15 protein-coding genes are annotated in these 18,256 nt (G+C 66.3%); 10 read left to right on the top strand and 5 right to left on the bottom strand.

Going from position 1 to position 18,256, the window contains the following annotated elements; all coding sequences use genetic code 11:
* Positions 1-11: 11 nt before the first annotated feature.
* Complete coding sequence (locus DQP58_RS05740; protein ID WP_066873471.1) at positions 12-281, bottom strand: DUF5703 family protein; 270 nt, start codon at positions 279-281, stop codon at positions 12-14.
* Positions 278-1,300, bottom strand: coding sequence for a YncE family protein (locus DQP58_RS05735; protein WP_112707524.1), 1,023 nt, complete (start codon positions 1,298-1,300; stop codon positions 278-280). The genes DQP58_RS05740 and DQP58_RS05735 overlap by 4 nt, the downstream gene beginning before the upstream one ends.
* Before the next feature lie 165 nt (positions 1,301-1,465).
* On the opposite strand from DQP58_RS05735, the gene DQP58_RS05730 reads away from it, so the two are divergent.
* The 6 genes from DQP58_RS05730 (at position 1,466) to mshC (ending at position 6,441) form a co-directional block, all read left to right on the top strand.
* Positions 1,466-1,768 (top strand): hypothetical protein, encoded by a 303-nt coding sequence (locus tag DQP58_RS05730; protein ID WP_112707523.1) that lies wholly within the window; start codon positions 1,466-1,468, stop codon positions 1,766-1,768.
* Between the two features lie 35 nt (positions 1,769-1,803).
* Entirely contained in the window at positions 1,804-2,589 is a 786-nt protein-coding gene (locus DQP58_RS05725) for a histidine phosphatase family protein (RefSeq protein ID WP_112707522.1), read from the top strand.
* Between the two features lie 62 nt (positions 2,590-2,651).
* The gene (locus DQP58_RS05720) at positions 2,652-3,239 is read left to right on the top strand and encodes a DUF3090 domain-containing protein (protein ID WP_007770786.1); all 588 of its coding nucleotides are present in this window, start codon (positions 2,652-2,654) and stop codon (positions 3,237-3,239) included.
* Positions 3,223-4,038, top strand: a complete 816-nt coding sequence (locus DQP58_RS05715) for an SCO1664 family protein (RefSeq protein ID WP_346427265.1) — start codon at positions 3,223-3,225, stop codon at positions 4,036-4,038. The genes DQP58_RS05720 and DQP58_RS05715 overlap by 17 nt, the downstream gene beginning before the upstream one ends.
* A 187-nt stretch (positions 4,039-4,225) precedes the next feature.
* Positions 4,226-5,020, top strand: a complete 795-nt coding sequence (locus DQP58_RS05705; RefSeq protein WP_112707541.1) for a 3'(2'),5'-bisphosphate nucleotidase CysQ — start codon at positions 4,226-4,228, stop codon at positions 5,018-5,020.
* 185 nt (positions 5,021-5,205) lie between these two features.
* Positions 5,206-6,441: a cysteine--1-D-myo-inosityl 2-amino-2-deoxy-alpha-D-glucopyranoside ligase gene (gene mshC / locus DQP58_RS05700; protein WP_112707521.1), complete on the top strand. Its 1,236-nt coding sequence runs from the start codon at positions 5,206-5,208 to the stop codon at positions 6,439-6,441.
* Between the two features lie 17 nt (positions 6,442-6,458).
* Here mshC and DQP58_RS05695 read toward each other — a convergent pair whose 3' ends face one another.
* Genes DQP58_RS05695 through DQP58_RS05685 form a run of 3 tightly spaced genes read right to left on the bottom strand, consistent with a single transcriptional unit; the run spans position 6,459 to position 8,564 of the window.
* Complete coding sequence (locus tag DQP58_RS05695) at positions 6,459-7,637, bottom strand: DUF6545 domain-containing protein (protein ID WP_133259344.1); 1,179 nt, start codon at positions 7,635-7,637, stop codon at positions 6,459-6,461.
* A 44-nt stretch (positions 7,638-7,681) separates the two neighbouring features.
* On the bottom strand, positions 7,682-8,194 hold the full coding sequence (locus tag DQP58_RS05690; protein ID WP_240629577.1) for a hypothetical protein: 513 nt from the start codon (positions 8,192-8,194) through the stop codon (positions 7,682-7,684).
* Positions 8,163-8,564, bottom strand: a complete 402-nt coding sequence (locus tag DQP58_RS05685) for a helix-turn-helix domain-containing protein (protein ID WP_231998269.1) — start codon at positions 8,562-8,564, stop codon at positions 8,163-8,165. The genes DQP58_RS05690 and DQP58_RS05685 overlap by 32 nt, the downstream gene beginning before the upstream one ends.
* Positions 8,565-9,729: 1,165 nt before the next feature.
* On the opposite strand from DQP58_RS05685, the gene DQP58_RS05680 reads away from it, so the two are divergent.
* From DQP58_RS05680 to DQP58_RS05665, 4 genes are all read left to right on the top strand, one after another.
* Positions 9,730-12,408, top strand: a complete 2,679-nt coding sequence (locus tag DQP58_RS05680; protein ID WP_112707518.1) for a helix-turn-helix transcriptional regulator — start codon at positions 9,730-9,732, stop codon at positions 12,406-12,408.
* Between the two features lie 398 nt (positions 12,409-12,806).
* The gene (locus DQP58_RS05675) at positions 12,807-15,410 is read left to right on the top strand and encodes a helix-turn-helix transcriptional regulator (RefSeq protein WP_112707517.1); all 2,604 of its coding nucleotides are present in this window, start codon (positions 12,807-12,809) and stop codon (positions 15,408-15,410) included.
* A gap of 401 nt (positions 15,411-15,811) precedes the next feature.
* Positions 15,812-17,542: a thiamine pyrophosphate-binding protein gene (locus DQP58_RS05670; RefSeq protein ID WP_112707516.1), complete on the top strand. Its 1,731-nt coding sequence runs from the start codon at positions 15,812-15,814 to the stop codon at positions 17,540-17,542.
* 480 nt (positions 17,543-18,022) lie between these two features.
* A complete protein-coding gene (locus tag DQP58_RS05665; RefSeq protein WP_112707515.1) occupies positions 18,023-18,256 on the top strand; it encodes an MbtH family protein in 234 nt (77 codons plus the stop codon).

Below are 18,256 nucleotides of genomic sequence, written 5' to 3'. Positions count from 1 at the left end.
CCGGGCTGCCGTCACAGTTCCGGCTGGTCGGGCCGTCGCCCCTCGGAAGCCGCCCCTTCGATGCGAGACTTCTTGCGGCGCAACAACACTCGTCTGCTGCCGTCGGTGTAAAGCCGCACCCGGGTCAACTCCCAGCCGCGGTATTCGGCTTCGATGGACAATCGGGTGGACGCACTGACCCGGGTCACGTCCGGCGGCAAACGCAGCGGCGCCCATTCGTATTCGTCGGACATCTCGGTGTCCCAGCCCGCGGGCAGGCGGCTGCGCCGCGCCGCGGTCAACGCGTACCCGCCGCGTGCTCGATGACCTGAACTCCCGCACCGGAACCCGACACCACGTACAGGGTGCCTGACACTTCGTCGAAGGCCAGCGAGTTGGGTTGCTGCACGGTCGGGTAACGCACCTTTTCGACGGGGATTCCGGTGGACAGATCGTAACCAATGACGATATTGGAAACGGTCTGCGAAACCCAGGCTAACGCGCGGGAGCCGGCCAGGCCGTACGGCGCCTGCGCAACCGGGTAGGCCTGCCGCAGAATCAACGGGTCCACGCCGTACACCAGCAGCTGGCCACCGCGGGTGTCGGCGACCAGCACCCGGCCCGCCGGATCGGCGGCCATGGTGGTGGCGCCCCGGCCCGCGCGCAGCGCCTGCTCGGCATGACCGTCGGCGCCCATCGTGGTCACCGACGTCTGGCCGCGGTCTAGCACCACCGTCGTATTGCCTTGTGTGACAAGGGCATCGACGCGCGCAAAGATCTTGTTGCGGTTGGCGACGGTCGCGCTGGTGACCGCGCCCGGCGTCGGAGAGGCAAGGGTGTAGACGGCGCCGTCGGCGCTGCCTAACACCAGCCTGCCGTCAGTGCGCCGGGCCACCGCGGTGAAATCGATCTGGGAAGCGTCGGCGACGGCCACCTGAGTCACCCGGCCGGTGGACAGCTCGACCGTGAAGTAGCCGCCGCGAGCGGCGACGTAGGCGGTTCCGTGGCCGTCATCGGCCAAGGCGGTGGCCGGTCCCGGCAACTCGACGACACGGGGCGTGACCTGCGCATCACCGAAGACGGTGACGCTGGCGGGGGAGGCCGCGTCGGCCCCCGGGGTCAGGACCACCAGCTGATGCGTGCCGTCGTCGAAGACCGCCGCCGCGGCGTGACCGGCCAGCGGCCGCACGGAGCCGGCGGGCCGCTGTGACGCGGGCGGCGACACGGCGGCGTGTGCCGGTTCGATGGTGTGCGGAGCGCCACCGAGCGAATTGGACGAACATCCGGCTATCGCCAACAGCAAAACCGCGAGACCCGTCAAACCGCCCCGAACTGCCCGTTTCCGGCGCGACGGCAGTGGCAGCAATTCATTTCCCTCGTGGTCTGGCGGCGAAAAGCACGCGGAACACAGATTCTATGAAACGCTTTCGCCGCCACCGGGCCACGCCGCCTGCGTCCGACCCTACCGGCGAGGTATGGTCAGCTCATGGCCGTCACCGCTGACCGTCATTTGACGCACAAAGAGTTTGCTGTCGAAGACATGTCGACAGGCATTGCCGCCAGCGGCTACGGACAAGTCGGTGATGGACGGAGCTTTTCGTTCCGCATCGAGAACCGATCCCTGGTCGTCGAGGTTTACCGGCCGCGCCTGGCGGGGCCCGTGCCGCAGGCCGATGAGGTGGTCGCCACGGCGGTCCGCGACGTGGTCGACATCGACCTGACCGACGAGCGCAGCCTGAGCGCTGCGGTGCGCGACTCCATCGCGCATGCGGTGCCCGTCTCGCGCTAGTGCTGACCCGTCCAGCGGGTACCGTCGTGGTCGATATGACCGTCATCCTGTTACGGCACGGCCGCTCCAGTTCGAACACGGCGGGCGTTCTCGCCGGTCGCTCCGAGGGCGTCGACCTCGATGACAAGGGCCGTGAACAGGCCGAGGGCCTGATCGATCGGATCGGCGAGCTGCCGATCCGGGCGCTGGTCAGCTCGCCGCTGCTGCGCTGCCGGCGCACCCTCGAACCGTTGGCCGACGCGCTGTGCCTGACGCCGCTCGTCGACGACCGGCTTGCCGAGGTGGACTACGGCGAATGGACGGGCCGCAAGATCGGCGACCTGGTCAGCGAGCCGCTGTGGAAGGTCGTGCAGGCTCACCCCAGCGCGGCGGTGTTCCCCGGCGGCGAGGGCCTGGCGCAGGTGCAGGCCCGGGCGGTGGCCGCCGTGCGCGAACACGACCGCCGCCTGGCCGCCGAGGCCGGTGCAGACAGCGGCGGCGACGTGCTGTGGGTCGCTTGCACTCACGGTGATGTCATCAAGGCCGTCATCGCCGACGCCTACGGCATCCACCTGGACGGCTTCCAGCGCGTCACCGCCGACCCGGCGTCGGTGAGTGTGATCCGGTACACCGAGCTGCGTCCGTTTGTGTTGCATGTCAACCACACCGGCGCGCGGCTGGCGGCATCCTTGCGCGCCGGGCCGCCGGCGAAGGAAGAGACTAAGGAAGGCTCGAAGCAAGACGCGACGCCCGACACCGGCCCCAAAGCCAACGGAGAGGCGCAGCAGTCGGCCGCGGGAGTGCCGTCCAGCGACGCGGTGGTCGGCGGTTCCACGGATTAATTCTGCGGGTGGGTCCATCGGATCGCACGGCGACGGCAACTGCCGGTATTTTGGGAAGTGCCATGGCCCGCGCAATTCATGTTTTCCGCACACCCGACCGCTTCGTGGCCGGGACCGTTGGCCAGCCTGGAAATCGCACGTTTTACATCCAGGCTGTGCACGACGCCCGAGTGGTGTCGGTGATATTGGAGAAACAGCAGGTGGCGGTGCTCTCCGAGCGCATCGGTGCGCTGCTGCTGGAGGTGAACCGCAGGTTCGGCACGCCGGTTCCCCCCGAGCCCGCCGAGATCGAGGACCTCGATCCGTTGGTCACTCCCGTCGACGCCGAGTTCCGGGTCGGAACCATGGGCCTGGGCTGGGATTCGGAGGCCCAGACGGTGGTGGTCGAGCTGCTGGCGGTCACCGATGCCGAGTTCGACGCGTCGGTGGTGCTCGACGACACCGAGGAGGGTCCCGACGCGGTCCGGGTGTTCTTGACGCCGGAGTCGGCGCGCCAGTTCGCCACCCGCTCCAATCGCGTCATCTCCGCGGGACGGCCGCCGTGTCCGCTGTGCGACGAACCACTGGACCCGGAGGGCCATATCTGCGCGCGCGCCAACGGATATCGGCGCAGTGCGCTGCTCGGGCCTGACGATGACCCCGAGGTCTGACGACCGTGAGGTGTTGCGCGACGGCGAGCTGACGGTCATCGGACGGATCCGCTCGGCCAGCAACGGCACCTTCCTCTGCGAATCGACGCTCGGCGAGTCCAGCGTGCACTGCGTCTACAAACCCGTCGCGGGGGAGGCGCCGCTGTGGGATTTTCCCGACGGGACGCTGGCCGGCCGCGAACGGGCCGCGTATCTGGTGTCGGCGAAGCTGGGCTGGAACATCGTGCCCTACACCATCATTCGGCACGGGCCGGCAGGTCCGGGCATGCTGCAGCAATGGGTGCAGCAACCCGGCGACGCGGTGGACACCGAGCCGCGGCCGGGGCCGGACCTGGTCGACCTGTTTCCCGCCGGCACCAAGCAGCCCGGTTACCTGCCGGTGCTGCGCGCCCTCGACTACGCGGGCGACGAGGTTGTCCTGATGCACGCCGACGACATTCGCCTGTGGCGGATGGCGGTGTTCGACGTGCTGGTCAACAACGCCGACCGCAAGGGCGGTCACGTGTTGCGCGACCTCGACGGCCACATCTTCGGTGTCGACCACGGCGTGTGCCTGCACGTCGAGGACAAGCTGCGCACGGTGCTGTGGGGATGGGCCGGCAAGCCGATCGACGATCACACCCTGGAAGCCGTGGCCTGCCTGGCGGACGCACTCGAGGATCAGTTCGGTGACGAACTGGCCGAGCACATCACCCGGGCCGAAGTCGCAGCGCTGCGCAGGCGCGCCCACGCGCTGCTGGACCGCCCGGTGATGCCCGGGCCGAACCGGCATCGCCCCATTCCCTGGCCCGCTTTCTAGCGGTGATCGCCAGCGCGGCGCAGCCGGGCGCAGCGGGTCGCCGCCATTGATGTAGCGGTGATCGCCAGCGCGGCGCAGCCGGGCGCAGCGGGTCGCCGCCATCGATGTAGCGGTGATCGCCAGCGCGGCGCAGCCGGGCGCAGCCATCGGTGAAGCTCGCGGGCACGCCGTCGGCGATACTGATGCGGTGAGCCCCGCCGACGAGATAACCGCCGACGAGCTAACCGATGCCGCCCTGGCCGCCGATCTTGCCGCCGAAGCCGGGGAGTTGCTGCTGAAGGTCCGCGACGAAGTCGGCTTCGGGTATCCCTGGGCGCTGGGTGATGCCGGTGACAGCCTGGCGAACGCCTTGATCCTGCGGCGGCTGCACGCGGAGCGGCCCGACGACGCGGTGCTCAGCGAGGAGGCCTACGACGACCTGTCCCGCCTCAACCACGATCGCGTGTGGATCATCGACCCACTGGACGGCACCCGGGAGTTCTCCACGCCGGGCCGCGACGACTGGGCGGTACACATCGCGCTGTGGCAGCGCCCCAGTAACGGCCAGCGCGAAATCACCGACGCGGCGGTGTCGTTGCCGGCCCGCGGCAACATCGTCTACCGCAGCGACACCGTGACCGCCGACGCCGCGCGCGTCGGCGTCAGTGACACCATCCGCATCGCCGTCAGCGCCACCCGTCCTCCCGCGGTGCTACACCGGATGCGCCAGACGCTGCCCATTCAGCCCGTCGCGATCGGCTCGGCCGGCGCGAAGGCGATGGCCATCATCGACGGGCACGTCGACGCCTACGTGCACGCGGGCGGCCAGTGGGAGTGGGATTCGGCGGCCCCGGCCGGGGTGGTGATGGCCGCCGGGATGCACGCGTCGCGGCTCGACGGATCGCCGATGCGCTACAACCAGCTCGACCCGTACCTGCCCGACTTCGTGATGTGTCGCGCCGAGCTGGCGCCCATCCTGCTGAGCGCCATCCGCGGCACGTAGACCGTAAGCCGTCAGCGGCCGAGCCGGCGCCGCCAGTCTTTCGCCGAGAGCATCCGCACCATGTTTTTCGACGAAGCTGCCCTTCCTGGCGCTGCAGGGATACCAGAGCAACTCGTTTTCATCGCGCGCCTCCCTTCCCGGCCCGCCGCGCGGGTCGCATCGTCGGCGCGCTTAGGCTGATTGCCATGCAGTCGTGGTCTTCCCCAGAGGTCCCCGTGTTGGCGGGGCGCGGCCCGGAGCTTCGGCTGTATGACACGTCCGACCGGCAAGTGCGTCCCGTGGCGGCCGGATCGACCGCCACGATGTATGTCTGCGGCATCACCCCGTACGACGCGACCCATCTAGGCCACGCGGCAACCTATCTGGCGTTCGACCTGATCCACCGGCAGTGGCTCGATCTCGGTTACGACGTCCACTACGTGCAGAACGTCACCGACGTCGACGATCCGCTGCTGGAGCGCGCCGAGCGCGACGGCATCGACTGGCGCGAGCTGGCCGCGCGTGAGGTGTCGCTGTTCCGCGAAGACATGGCGGCGCTGCGCATCCTGGCCCCCCGCGAGTACGTCGGGGCGACCGAGGCCATCGCCGAGGTCGTGGAACTCGTCGAGAAGATGCTGGCATCGGGGGCGGCCTACGTCGTCGACGGCGAATACCCCGACATCTACTACCGCGCCGACGCCACGATGCAGTTCGGCTACGAATCCGGCTATGACCGCGACACCATGCTGCGGCTGTTCGCCGAGCGCGGCGGCGACCCGCAACGGCCCGGCAAAACAGACCAGCTCGACGCGCTGCTGTGGCGGGCCGAGCGGCCCGGGGAGCCCAGCTGGCCCTCGCCGTTCGGCCCGGGCCGTCCGGGCTGGCACGTCGAGTGCGCGGCGATCGCGCTCAGCCGTATCGGCAGCGGCCTGGACATTCAGGGCGGGGGCAGCGACCTGATCTTCCCGCATCACGAATTTACCGCCGCGCACGCCGAATGTGTGCGCGGCGAGCGGAGATTCGCGCGCCACTACGTGCACGCCGGGATGATCGGCTGGGACGGGCACAAGATGTCCAAGAGCCGGGGCAACCTGGTGCTGGTGTCTGAGCTGCGCGCGCAGGGTGTCGAGCCTGCGGCCATCCGGCTGGGGCTGCTCGCCGGGCATTACCGCGGGGACCGGTATTGGAGCGACCAGGTGCTCGACGACGCCATCGCCCGGCTGCACCGCTGGCGCGGCGCTACCGGGCTGGCCGCCGGCCCGGACGCGACCGACGTGATCGCGCGGGTGCGCCAATACCTGGCCGACGACCTCAACACGCCCAAAGCCATTGCCGCCCTTGATGGTTGGGCCACCGACGCGCTGGAATACGGTGGCCACGACGCCGAGGCGCCCAGGCGGGTGGCGACGGCGATCGATGCGCTATTGGGTGTGACGGTCTAGCGAGAGCATGCGCTCGGTCACGCCGGCAGGCCGCTTCCCATCTTGGGTCCCTCGGGAATGACCTGCTCGGTCGCCGCCAAGGCCGCCGTCCACCATTTCGCCAGAGCCGACAGATCGGCCGCTTCCTCGTAGAGGCTCGTCGACCGGGAATTGACCACCACGGCTTGGTCGGGTGGTTCGGGTCGGTCTCCCGCGGCCTTGGCCTTGGCGGCGTGCGCCAGCTCGAAAGCGTTTGTCGCGGAATCGCGTTCGTCGGCAGGCACGGAGTATGTCTGGAAGAATTGGGCCAGCTCGTCTGGATCGGTGGCACGGACATAGTGGCGCAGCTGCAGGATCGCATCGCGGATTTCGATGACCGTCTGGTGCAGCTGCAGCGTCGTCTTTTGAAACCGCCGGCCGTCCTGCTCGGGGTCGTCGTGTTCGAGGTTGAAACTGCTTTCCGGGACCACAGCTGTCATGCTGAGCCGCAGCGGCTGCAGACCTCGCCAGGTTCGGCTGACGCGGTCGAGTCCGAGGTACGAATGCAGGCGCACGGTGAGCGGAACCGCGCCGAAGAGATAGACGATGACGGCCATCCAGAGGAATTCGAATCCGTGCACCCGCAGCCGGAATGCCACGGTGTTGCTCCAGCCGAGCTGATCGCTCACCGCCAGCACCAGCGCCTCCAGGCAGGCCGCGGCCGTCAGGGCAACCGCGAGTACCCCGGCGGCGGCGAGCACCAATTCGCGGGTGTCGGTGGCTCTCAGCAACTCCGAGCCGAACATCCACAGCAACCGCGCCACCAAGATGACGATGATGGTCAGGTAAAGGCTCAACGCCAACACCGCATCCCAGCCGCCGGACACCTCGAATGGCTGGCCCGCGACGCGAGCCCGGGTGCCAGCGACCAGGAAGGCCGCGGCCAGCACGACGGCGGCCAGGCGATAATAGCGGTGACTGCGACGCGTTACCTCCGGGGAGATCCGGTTCCACAGCATGGTGAAACCGATGAATTCACCGCACGCCAAAATCATTGCAACGCAGGATAATTGCTGGGCGGTTGTCACGTTCATGAGGGCGCTGCTGGACAACATCGCTTCGACTCGGCGCTCGCGCAGCAGCTGCGCCAGCAGCAGCCACGCCATCACATTGTTGAAGTAGGTCTGATACAGGTTGGCCCTGCACCACCGGAACCGCGCCGCAAGAAGGATCGCCATGATCGCGATCACGGGCCACGCGACGATACCCGGGATTGTTGACGTCATTGGCGATGAAAGAAGGCGCTGCGCATCATCGAGCGACGTTCGGCGGCCTCCGCGGCGGCGATCAGTAACAGGGAAGCGAACATCTCGGCGTCGCGCTCCTGATCACTGGCGTAGTCGCCGCGTCCCAATATCGCGCGCACCGTGGCGGGATCGATGTCGGGCAAGGCTTGCCGGCACACCTTGTATTCCGGTGCCTCTTCGAAGCTGTGACCGCCACTTCGGCCGTGGCCCAGCAAGATGTGTCCGATCTCGTGGCCCACGATCTGGTCGATGTGGTAGTCGGTGGTGCCGGCCTCGTGCAAAATCAGGTCTTCGTCGTCGCAGGCCAACCAGATTCCGCAGGGGCTGTCCGCCAGCGCCGCGGTGTCCGTCGGGACCAGCCTGATCGGCCGACCGCGCATCTGGCCCAGGTTCTCGATGAAAACGTTCCGGTCCCAGGGCACCGGGATCGGCAGCTCACGCGTCAGCGCGAGTATGTCAGCGTTCGAGGCCGCCATCGGGTTGGTCATCTCTCTGGGAGGAAATCGGGGGCAGCCGTTCAAGCTCGCGGAGGTGGTCGACGATCGCCGCCAGGCTGTTGAGGGCCTGGGGGGTCAGCCCCGAGGCGCGCGCCGCCAGGTCGCGCACGCCGTTATCGCGCAGTGCCTGCAGAAGATTCAGTTGCGCGTCGATCGCCGGGTCGGTGCCGCGATCGATCAGGTATGACGGCGGCACCCCGAAGAAATCAGCGATCGCCCTCAGGTGCGCGACAGTGGGGTTCGTCTTTATGCCGCTTCTGAGTTGCCAGAGGTAAGCCGGGCTGATCGGGACGCCGGTTTTATCGGTGATCGCCGCGGCGGCCGCGGCGTTAGACAGCGGAGGCGTGCCCGCCTTGCGCATGAGCTCGAACAGCTTGTTCAGGCGGGCCGCCAACTCGCCGTCGTCGGACCCTTTGGCGGGGGCGCCATCGGCTGCCAATGCACTCTCGTTTCATCAGATCTCTCGCGGTGTGTACTCATGTTACAGCGCGCCTGGCGTGACGGCCCAGAGAGTGTACTTCCAAGAATGTTCGCTGTACGGGCGACGACCTCGGCATCTGAGGACGGTGAAGCGCTTCACCATCGGTTACCCACAGGCCTAGGCGTTCGGGTTTACATTTTCAACAGCATACGGTTGAATCCGCATCGTGTACTGTTGTGTACGCCTCGCTGAGGCGCGTATTCACCCGGAGATTGCGGTCGACGTGCCTGGCGCCGCGCTTGCGGGCCTGGCTTTGCTGGTGGACGGCGAGGGGCGAACATCAGTGGGCCGCGTCCAATTTCGGGCAGAAAATCCCGGGATAGTTGACGATCTCCGTTCACTGTTGGCGCGACCTTCGGTGTGGCTAAGCGACGGAAAGAGGCTTTTGCCAGGAGGAGTGCGGGCATGCGAAAGCGTAGCGAACTCGAACCGCTGGGTGAGGTACCGCTGTAGACGTCGCGCAGTAGGCGCCCCGCGCGCATCCGGTGCCGCCATCGAGACGCGAATTCCCGGACCTGCCGGCTCTCGTCGGCGGTGTTAGCCATCGTTGCAATCGAGGGTGGATAAGCGTGCGTGTGCCGCCTCCGGCGGCGGCCTGCGACGGGGACGGACAGTTATAGGAGTTTGCTGTGGATGCCTCGTCACCGCCGTGCGAAACTATGAAACACCTGTACAACCCGCATATTTATTTACATGAGCGTCGAATCTCTTTGGGTGAAAACAATTTGCTTTCAGGTCCGACATAGAGGTAAATTTGGCAGATACTGGGCCGCATGGTAGACGCGAAGTCCGGTGCGTACGAGAAGTAGGTCAGCGTGGCCGTCAGCGATAGACCGTCGGCGTTGACCGGGAACTCGTGACTTATTCGCACCTGGTGTCGCACGCCCGCTGCCGCCTGGGTTTGTCTATCTATTCGAGAATGAGAACGCTTACAGGGGCCTGCCATGCTTTCGCCAAACGCGGCTTTGCTAAAAGCTAGGGCGCCAACGCGCCCTCTACAAGACTAGGCTTCACCGTGTCGGGGGAAGTCAAGTCGACGTGGCCCATGGTGGGCCGCGACGTCGAGTTGCGGCGGTCGCTCGGGGCGCTCGGCCACGGGGAGTTCCACGGGGTGGCGTTGGTCGGCGACAGCGGGGTGGGCAAGTCGATGCTGGCGCGCGTCTTGGCGAAGACGGTGGAGTCGGCCGGCCGCACGGTGCGTTTCGCGTTGGGCACCCAAACGGGCTACGCAGTGCCGCTGGGCGCATTTTCTCGCGCGGTGAGCCTCGGAGCAACACATGAACCGGCGATCATGCTGGCCGCCGCGCACAACACTTTGAGCCAGGACAAGAATCTGGTGGTGGTCGTGGACGACGCCCACTTGCTCGATCCTTTGTCGGCCACGTTGATCAATCAACTGGTGGCCGGCCGCAGTGCGCGGTTGATCGTGACGATCCGGTCGGGCGAGCCGGTGCTGGATGCGGTGACCGCCTTGCTGAAAGAGCGCATGCTGCTAACGATTCACGTCGATCCGTTCACCCGCGAGCAGACCGCCTTACTGGCGCGTGCGGTTCTGGGTGGTCAGGTCGAGTCTGTGCTGGTTGACGAGTTGTTCGAGCGCAGTGCGGGAAATCCGTTGCTGCTGCGCGGTTTTTTGACCGCGGGGCGGGAAAGCGGAGCGCTGGTACGCGCTGAAGATGTCTGGCGACTTCGAGGACCGTTGCGTGCGGATCGTGAACTTGATGATGCTTTGGATTTTCTGCTGCAATCGCTGACTCCATCGGAGTTGGAGGTGGTGGAGATTTTGGCCATTGCCGAGCGGCTCAAGTGGGAGATTCTGCGCGACATCTGCGATGCGGAGGCGGTGGCAAGTCTGGAGCGCCGTGGTCTGATCCAGTTGGTCGACGACGGGTCGCACGCGGTGGCGCAGTTGAATCACCCCATGCTCGGTGAGGCGGCGACCCGGCACGCCGGGATGGTGCGCTCGCGACAAGTCAACGGCAAATTGGCGCGGGCCCTTCAAAAGCACGAGCGGGCGGGCGGCCGATTGCTGAAGTTGCCCGGCCTACAGGGCCGAATCCGGTTGGCCCAGTTCATGATGCGAAGCGACCTGGAGCCCGACCTCAAAGTGATCATCGAGGCTGCGGCGGAGGCGTTGGCGATGTCGAATGTCGTGCTGGGCGAGGAGTTGGCGAGGTTCGCGGTCGATCGTGGTGGTGGCCTGGCGGCCGCTTTGGTGCTCGCCGAGGCGGTGAGTTGGCAGGGTCGCGGCGAAGAGGCCGATTGCGTGCTTGTCGACGCCGAACCCGATGACGGCGACGAATGGTTGATCGCGCGGTGGGGTTGTCTGCGCGCTGCCAACCTGTACTGGGGCTGTGCAGACGTCGAAGCCGCGGTCCGGGCACTCGATGACGTGAAAAAGCGGGTCGCAGCCGAGGCCGGAATCCAGCTGATCAACGCGCTGGAGGTGTCCATGGGATTCTTCCGTGGCGACATCGAGACGACCATTGCGCTGGGGCCGGCCTTCTGTGCGTCCGATGCACTACCGATTGTGACCGTGTGGGCCGCGTTCCCTACGTGCGGCGCCCTCGCGGTGGCCGGGCGATTTTCGGACGTAAGCCGCCTGGCGGGCGTCGGGCTCAGTGCGGCCGCGCTGTGCGGGCTGGGGCCGCATCAGTTCAACATCGGAATGACCGAGGTCATGGCCGCGACCGCCCTCGGCAACGATCGCACGGCCGAGCGCACCTACAAGCGTTACGCCGCGATGGCTACGGGTTTTTTCGAAGCGGAGGCCATTGTGGAAGCGATGCTGGGACTGGTGCACCTCGCGCGCGGGGAACTCGTGTCGGCGTGCACCGCGTTCGTCAAATCGGAGGCGGTGATCGCTGAGGGTTTTCCGTCGCCGTGGTTGGTCCTGGTGGCCGCGCGCCATGCCCAGGCCGAGGGCGCGCGGAGGGACAACGCCGCGGCTGCGGCGGCGCTTCGCCTGGCGGAGAAAGCCTACGGACCGCATGTCGCGGTGTTCTTGCCCGAACTCGAGCTTGCCCGGGCCTGGGAGCGGGTGTCCGCCGGCGACACTACGGCGGCCCAGACACACGCGCTGCGCGCGGCGCAAAATGCGCGACTGGCCGGGATGCACGCGGTCGAACTACAGGCGCGCCATGCCGCCGTGCGTTTCGGCGATCGTTCGCAAGCCGCGCGGCTTGAGCAGCTCGCTCGCATGCTGAACACCGCGTTCACCGAGGCGGTTGCCGCCCATGCCCGCGGTCTGGCGCGGCACGACGGCGATCTGCTCGATGCCGCGGCACATCAGTTCGCTGACCTGGGCGCGTTGGCCTTCGCCGCCGACGCGTCCGCTCAGGCGGCCGACGAACACGCCCGCCGAGGCGACCGCGCCAAGAGATTCGACTCCTCCACCCGCGCACACGCGCTGGCCAGCCAATGCGGTTTGCGCACCCCGTCGGTCGACGCGTCGGCTCGCCCATTTCCGTTCAGCGGCCGTGAACGCCAGATCGTCATGCTAGTGGCCGCCGGTCTGTCCAACCGGCAGATCGCCGACCAGCTGGTCATCTCGGTACGCACGGTCGAGGGACACCTGTACCGGGTTTTCACCAAACTCGGCATCAAAAACCGCGACCAACTCATCTGTCTTACCCGCAAGGAGCCGTCCGCGCGAGGCGAGTTGTCACTTCGTGACGACGAGTCCCCGGGTTTCGGGACCCGTGACCACCCTCGTACCGGCTGACTCTTTATAGAAAACCTATGAAGTTCGGCGGCCGCCACTCTATCTCTCGGTACGGACCACTCGACTTAGCTGTGGATTCCGATGATGCCTGCTTGGGGAGCCATACGCTCCCGCTCATGAGAGGCCGTGACAAGCACACCGTCGCGAACGTCGACCACGAAGTCGACACATGCGGTCCCGCACAGACGGTTTCACCCGGGGAGCGACCGGCGGTCGAGGTCAGCGCGGGCCGTACCTCGGCTTCGCTTGACTTCTTCAGGCTTTATCTCGCAGTAGCGAATACAGCCTTCATGTAGCGGCAGGCGACAAGCGCACCGGTACTGGTCGGCTTTGCCGGAAGTTTTCGGTGGGAGTGGGAGATCGTGACACAACGACCGAATGAACCGATATGGCCCATCGTGGGGCGCGACGCCGAGTTTCGGCGTGCGCTTGCGGCGCTCAGCAACGGCGAGTTCCAGGGCGTGGCGCTGGTCGGCGACAGCGGGGTGGGCAAGTCGACGTTGGCCCGCATGCTGGCGAAGACGGTGGAGTCGGCCGGCCGTACGGTGCGTTTCGCGTTAGGCACTGAAACGGGCCGCGGTCTCCCGCTCGGCGCGTTTTCGCGGGTGGTGAGTCTCGGCGTGGGACATGAACCGGCGATCATGCTGGCCGCCGCGCACAACACTTTGAGCCAGGACAAGAACCTGGTGGTGGTCGTCGACGACGCGCAGTTGCTCGACCCGTTGTCGGCCACCTTGGTCAATCAGCTCGCGGCCGGCCGCAGTGCGCGGTTGATCGTGACGATCCGCTCGGGTGAGCCGGTCTCGGATGCGGTGACCGCGTTGCTGAAAGAACGGCTGTTGCTGACGATTCACGTCGATCCATTCACGCGCGAGCAGACCGCCCTCCTGGCGGGTGCGGTTCTGGGTGGTCCGGTCGAGTCTGGATTGGTTGATGAATTGTTCGAGCGCAGTGCCGGAAATCTGTTGCTGCTACGTGGTCTTTTGGCCGCTGGACGAGAAAGCGGGGCGCTGGTTCACACCGAGGAGGGTTGGCAACTTCGGGGCCCGTTGCGCGCAGACCGTGAACTTCACGATGCGTTGGAGTTTCGGTTGCAATCGCTGAGTCCAGCGGAGCTGGAGGTGGTGGAGATCTTGGCCACCGCCGAGTTGCTCGAACTGGAGATCCTGCGCGAAATCGGCGATGCCGATGCCATGGCAAACCTGGAGCGCCGTGGTTTGATCCAGCTGGTGACCGACGGCTCCCACACCCTGGTGCAACTGAATCATCCCATGCTCGGTGAGGCGGCGACCCGGCACGCCGGGATGGTGCGCTCGCGGCAGATCAATGGTCTATTGGTGAAGACCCTGCGACGGCATCTTCGGGCAGCGGGGCGACGCTCGCAATTGCCCGACCTGCGGGGCCGGATCCAATTGGCCCAGTTCATGATGCGCAGCGACCTGGAGCCCGACCTGGGCATAGCCGTCAAGGCGGCCGCCGACGCGCTGGCGATGTCGAATGTGGCGCTGGGCGAGGAGCTGGCGAGGTTCGCCGTCGACCGCGGCGGTGGCCTGCCGGCCGCTTTGGTGCTCGCCGAGGCGGTGAGTTGGCAGGGACGCGGCGAGGAAGCGGAAGCCATCCTGCTCGACGTCGACGTCGATGATGCCGATGAGGGGTTGATCGCGCGGTGGGGGTGTCTGCGAGCCGCAAACTTGGCGTGGGGGTGCGGTGACGCGGAAACTGCGCGGCGGGTATTGAGCGACGTGAAACAGCATGTTGCGTCCGAGCAGGGTATACATCTGATCAATGCCTTGGAGGTTTCCATCGGTTTCTTCTGCGGCGACGTTCAAACGACTATCGAACTCGGACCGGGGCTGTGCGAGTCCGATGTCGCACCTATGGCGACCGTGTGGGCGGCGGTCGCGACATGCGGTGCGTTGATGGCCGCCGGACGGTTTGCCGAAGTCGGCAGAATAGCCGAGGCGGGGCTGCGTGCGGCCGCAATCTGCAAAGCCGGATCGCAACGGTTCGCCATCGGAGTTGCCGAGGTCATGGTCGCGACTGCCGCCGGTGACTATCCCGCGGCCGAGCGGATCTACAAGCGCTATGCCGCAATGGCGATCGGCATCCCGGCGGCCGAGGCCATGGTTGATGCGATGCTCGGGCTCGTGCAGGTCACCCGCGGCGAGCTACCGACAGCCTGCGCCACCCTCGACCGCTCGATCTCCGCACTGTCCCAAGGCTTTCCGTCGCCTTGGCTGCTTGTGGTGGCCGCGCTGCATGCGCAGGCCGAGGGTGCACGCGGGGAGACTGCGGCGGCTGCGGCGGCCTTGCAGCGTGCGGAGAAAGCCTACGGACCGCACGTTGCGGTGTTCTTGCCCGAGCTCGAGCTTGCCCGGGCCTGGGAGCGGGCGGCCGACGGCGACCCGGCGGCCGCCCAGACACACGCGCTGCAGGCAGCCGACATCGCACGAGCGGCCGGGATGCACGTGGCGGAGATCCGGGCACGCCATACCGCTGTGCGCTTCGGCGATCGTTCGCAGGCCGCGCGCGTGGCGGAACTTGTCGAGACGTTGAACACTCCATCGGCGCGGGCGGTCGCCGACCATGCTCGCGGCCTCGCCCGACACGACGGCGATCTCCTCGATGCCGCGGCGCATCAGTTCGCTGACCTCGGCGCGTTGGCGTTTGCCGCCGACGCATCGGCTCAGGCGGCCGGAGAACATGCCTGCCGAGGCGACCGTCGGAAGGAGATCGAATCGTCGACCTGGGCACACGCCTTGGCCAGCCAGTGCGGTGTGCGCACCCCGGCGCTCGAGGCCGCAGCGCGGCCCCTGCCATTCAGCGGCCGGGAGCGTCAGATCGTGCTGCTGGTCGCGGCCGGCCTGTCCAACCGGCAAATTGCCGACCGGTTGGTGATCTCGGTACGCACGGTGGAGGGCCATTTGTACCGTCTATTCACCAAACTGGGCATCAACAATCGCGACGAGCTCATCCGTCTCATGAGCCGAGACGCGTCTTGACCAACATGCAGTTCGGACGTTCGGATCGTGCCACCGGTAGCCAGCCCCGCGGCTGCTGGGTGGTTCGCCCCGGTCTCAGGCACCGGCCCGCGTCGTTCGCAATCCGAAAGACCCTCCCGCGCAAGCGGATAGCGCGAGTGCTGCACGCGTTAGGCTCGGCGCAGGCAATGCATTTCTCCGCTGCTGGGCGACGGTCCGAGCACTCTGTGACCGCTGGTCAAGCCGGCCGCGAGCGAGCCGGCACGTACTACCTGCCGGATTACCACTCGATCTGTGCGCGCGTACCACTTGAGTCGAATCAATCGGTTCATGAGGGCTGTTCGAGCAAACATAAGCTCAAATTCTCCACCGGGCTGGAGCGGGCACGCAACATACTTACACCGTTTCCAGGGGTTGAAATCATGTCTCACAGCCACCGGGTGGTCGACCACATCGTCGGGTATCTCGCGTCAATCGGAGTCGACTACATATTCGGCGTCGACGGCGGCAACATCGAAGACCTGTACGACGCCGCATTCTCACACTCGGACATCGGCGCGGTGTTGGCCAAACACGAATTCTCGGCCGCGGCGATGGCCGACGGTTATAGGCGCAGTGGCGGTGGCTTAGGCGTGGTGGCGGCGTCCGGCGTGGGCGCGCTGAACCTTGTTGCCTGCCTCGAGGAATCGTCGACCAGCCGCACGCCGCTGTTGGCGTTGGTGGGTCAGCCGGCAACCGCGATGGATGGTCGCGGCAGCTTTCAGGACACGAGCGGCCGCAACGGTTCACTGAATGCCGAGGCGCTGTTCTCCGAGGTGTCGGTGTTCTGCCGACGGGTGCGGGCCCCCGCGGACATCGCCTCGGCGCTGCCCGCCGCCGTGGCGGCGGCGCGAACGGGCGGGCCTGCGGTGTTGTTGCTGCCCAAAGACGTTCAGCAATCTGACGTGTGCATCCACGGCCTTATGCCCGAGCGCGGAATTGATAGTCCACGGGACATCGGTGATCCGCGTCCGATCGTGCAAATGCTGCGCCGGGTGACGGGGCCGGTGACGATCATCGCCGGTGAACAGGTGGTTCGTGACGATGCGCGAGCCGAACTGGCGTCGTTGCGGGCGGTGCTCCGCGCCCGGGTGGCGTGCGTGCCGCACGCCAAGGATGCCGCCGGCACACCGGGTTTCGGGTTGTCTTCGGCGCTTGGCGTCACCGGTGTCATGGGCCACCCGGGTGTGGCGAAAGCGGTGGCCGGCAGCGCGTTGTGCCTGGTGGTGGGCACCCGGTTGCCTATGACAGCGCGCGCAGGTTTGGACGATGCGCTGGCCGCGGTGCCCACCATCTCAATCGGATCGGTACCGCCATACGTCGCCTGCACCCACGTCCACACCGACGATCTGCAGGCATCGCTGCATATGCTGACGAGCGCGCTGACCGGGCGCGAGCGGCCGACCGGAATTCGAGTTCCCGACGCCGTGTCGAGCAGCGAGGTGAATATGCCGATCTTCGACGGTCCCGGGGTGCGCTATCGCGACGCGATGAGCATGCTCGACCGCGTGTTGCCCGATGGGGTCGATGTTGTCGTCGACGTCGGCAATAGCGGCGCGGCGGCCGTCCATTATCTGCCGGTTCGCCGCGGGGGCCGGTTCGCGGTCGCCCCCGGCATGGGCTACAGCTTTGGCGCCGGTATCGGAATGGCCTTCGGCCGTAGAAGATTCGGGCCGCGACACGAGCGCGTCGTGGTGATAGCGGGGGACGGCGCCTTCTTCACACACGGCATGGAGGTGCATACCGCTGTGCAATACCGGCTACCGGTGACGTTCGTCTTATTCAACAACAACGCCCACGCCATGTGCGCAATGAGCGAAAAGTTGTTCTACGGGAATCGGCATAGTCACAACACCTTCACAACGAGTCGGCTCGGAGCCGGTCTCGCCGCGATGTTTCCGGACCTTCCATCGGTCGACGTCGACGACGTCGACGGTTTGAGCGCCGCCATACATTCGGCGTTAGAGGTCGACGGGCCGTCGGTGATCAGCGTCGAATGCGCCGCCGACGAAATTCCGCCTCTCTCGACTTTTCTCGGGTCTTTGACACCGAAAACCGTTGCTTGCCAGAGTGTCCCGACGGAGAACAGAACCGATATCGTCTTCAGCGCCTGACGGCATCACCGCCCGTATCGGCACGACGGCACTTTCAAAATGCGTACATCAGCCTAGATAGGGAGCGTTCGACACAGGTCTCAACCCGGCCCCCGGGGTGGGGGTGACTGTATCCGCGCATGTCGGACCCGGCGCACAGCTGTCTAGTCGGCGTCGGGTGATCCTCTGTGGCCATCGAATCGGTACCGAGTGTTTGCTGAAAGCTCGGACCCGCAGTCGCGACGGAAACCGCTGTTGCAGAATCAATTCCACGTTGACACGTGCATCCTTAGTGAACAACTGTCTGCGACTACGCAAGCTGCTGTGTCGGCGTGCGCTGACCACTCTATGTGTGTGCAGTTACTACGCTACGCGGCTTGATAAGCCTTACAACAGGATTCAAACCCATACGCTCCCGATCATGTGTAGACCGTTGCTCGGTCAAGCCCCGAGCTCCCGGTCGAGAACAGCAAGTGCGCAATCCGAGAACTTGGAGGACTAGTGAGCATCAATCCGTTCGACGACGACAATGGCAGCTTTTTCGTCCTGATCAATGACGAAGAGCAACACAGCCTGTGGCCGGCATTCGCCGACGTTCCGGCCGGCTGGCAGATGGTCTACGGCGAAGCGGATCGCGCTGCGTGCCTGGATTACATCGAACAGAACTGGCCCGATATCCGGCCGAAGACTCTACGAACCAGGCTGGCGACTGAGCGCCGGGGTTCTGGCGTCTAA

The sequence above is a fragment of the Mycobacterium colombiense genome, from assembly GCF_003284975.1.
Lineage (GTDB): Bacteria > Actinomycetota > Actinomycetes > Mycobacteriales > Mycobacteriaceae > Mycobacterium > Mycobacterium europaeum_A.
Note: the sequence above shows the minus strand (reverse complement) of the source record. Positions and strands in the feature narration are given on the sequence as shown.

Bases quoted from the DNA above. Each gene is read 5' to 3' on its own strand.
- DQP58_RS05695 (WP_133259344.1), bottom strand. From the start codon at position 7,637: ATGGCGATCCTTCTTGCGGCGCGGTTCCGGTGGTGCAGGGCCAACCTG.
- DQP58_RS05680 (WP_112707518.1), top strand. From the start codon at position 9,730: ATGGTGGGCCGCGACGTCGAGTTGCGGCGGTCGCTCGGGGCGCTCGGC.
- DQP58_RS05720 (WP_007770786.1), top strand. From the start codon at position 2,652: ATGGCCCGCGCAATTCATGTTTTCCGCACACCCGACCGCTTCGTGGCC.
- DQP58_RS05715 (WP_346427265.1), top strand. From the start codon at position 3,223: ATGACCCCGAGGTCTGACGACCGTGAGGTGTTGCGCGACGGCGAGCTG.
- DQP58_RS05685 (WP_231998269.1), bottom strand. From the start codon at position 8,564: ATGCGCAAGGCGGGCACGCCTCCGCTGTCTAACGCCGCGGCCGCCGCG.
- DQP58_RS05690 (WP_240629577.1), bottom strand. From the start codon at position 8,194: ATGACCAACCCGATGGCGGCCTCGAACGCTGACATACTCGCGCTGACG.
- DQP58_RS05730 (WP_112707523.1), top strand. From the start codon at position 1,466: ATGGCCGTCACCGCTGACCGTCATTTGACGCACAAAGAGTTTGCTGTC.
- DQP58_RS05670 (WP_112707516.1), top strand. From the start codon at position 15,812: ATGTCTCACAGCCACCGGGTGGTCGACCACATCGTCGGGTATCTCGCG.
- mshC (WP_112707521.1), top strand. From the start codon at position 5,206: ATGCAGTCGTGGTCTTCCCCAGAGGTCCCCGTGTTGGCGGGGCGCGGC.
- DQP58_RS05725 (WP_112707522.1), top strand. From the start codon at position 1,804: ATGACCGTCATCCTGTTACGGCACGGCCGCTCCAGTTCGAACACGGCG.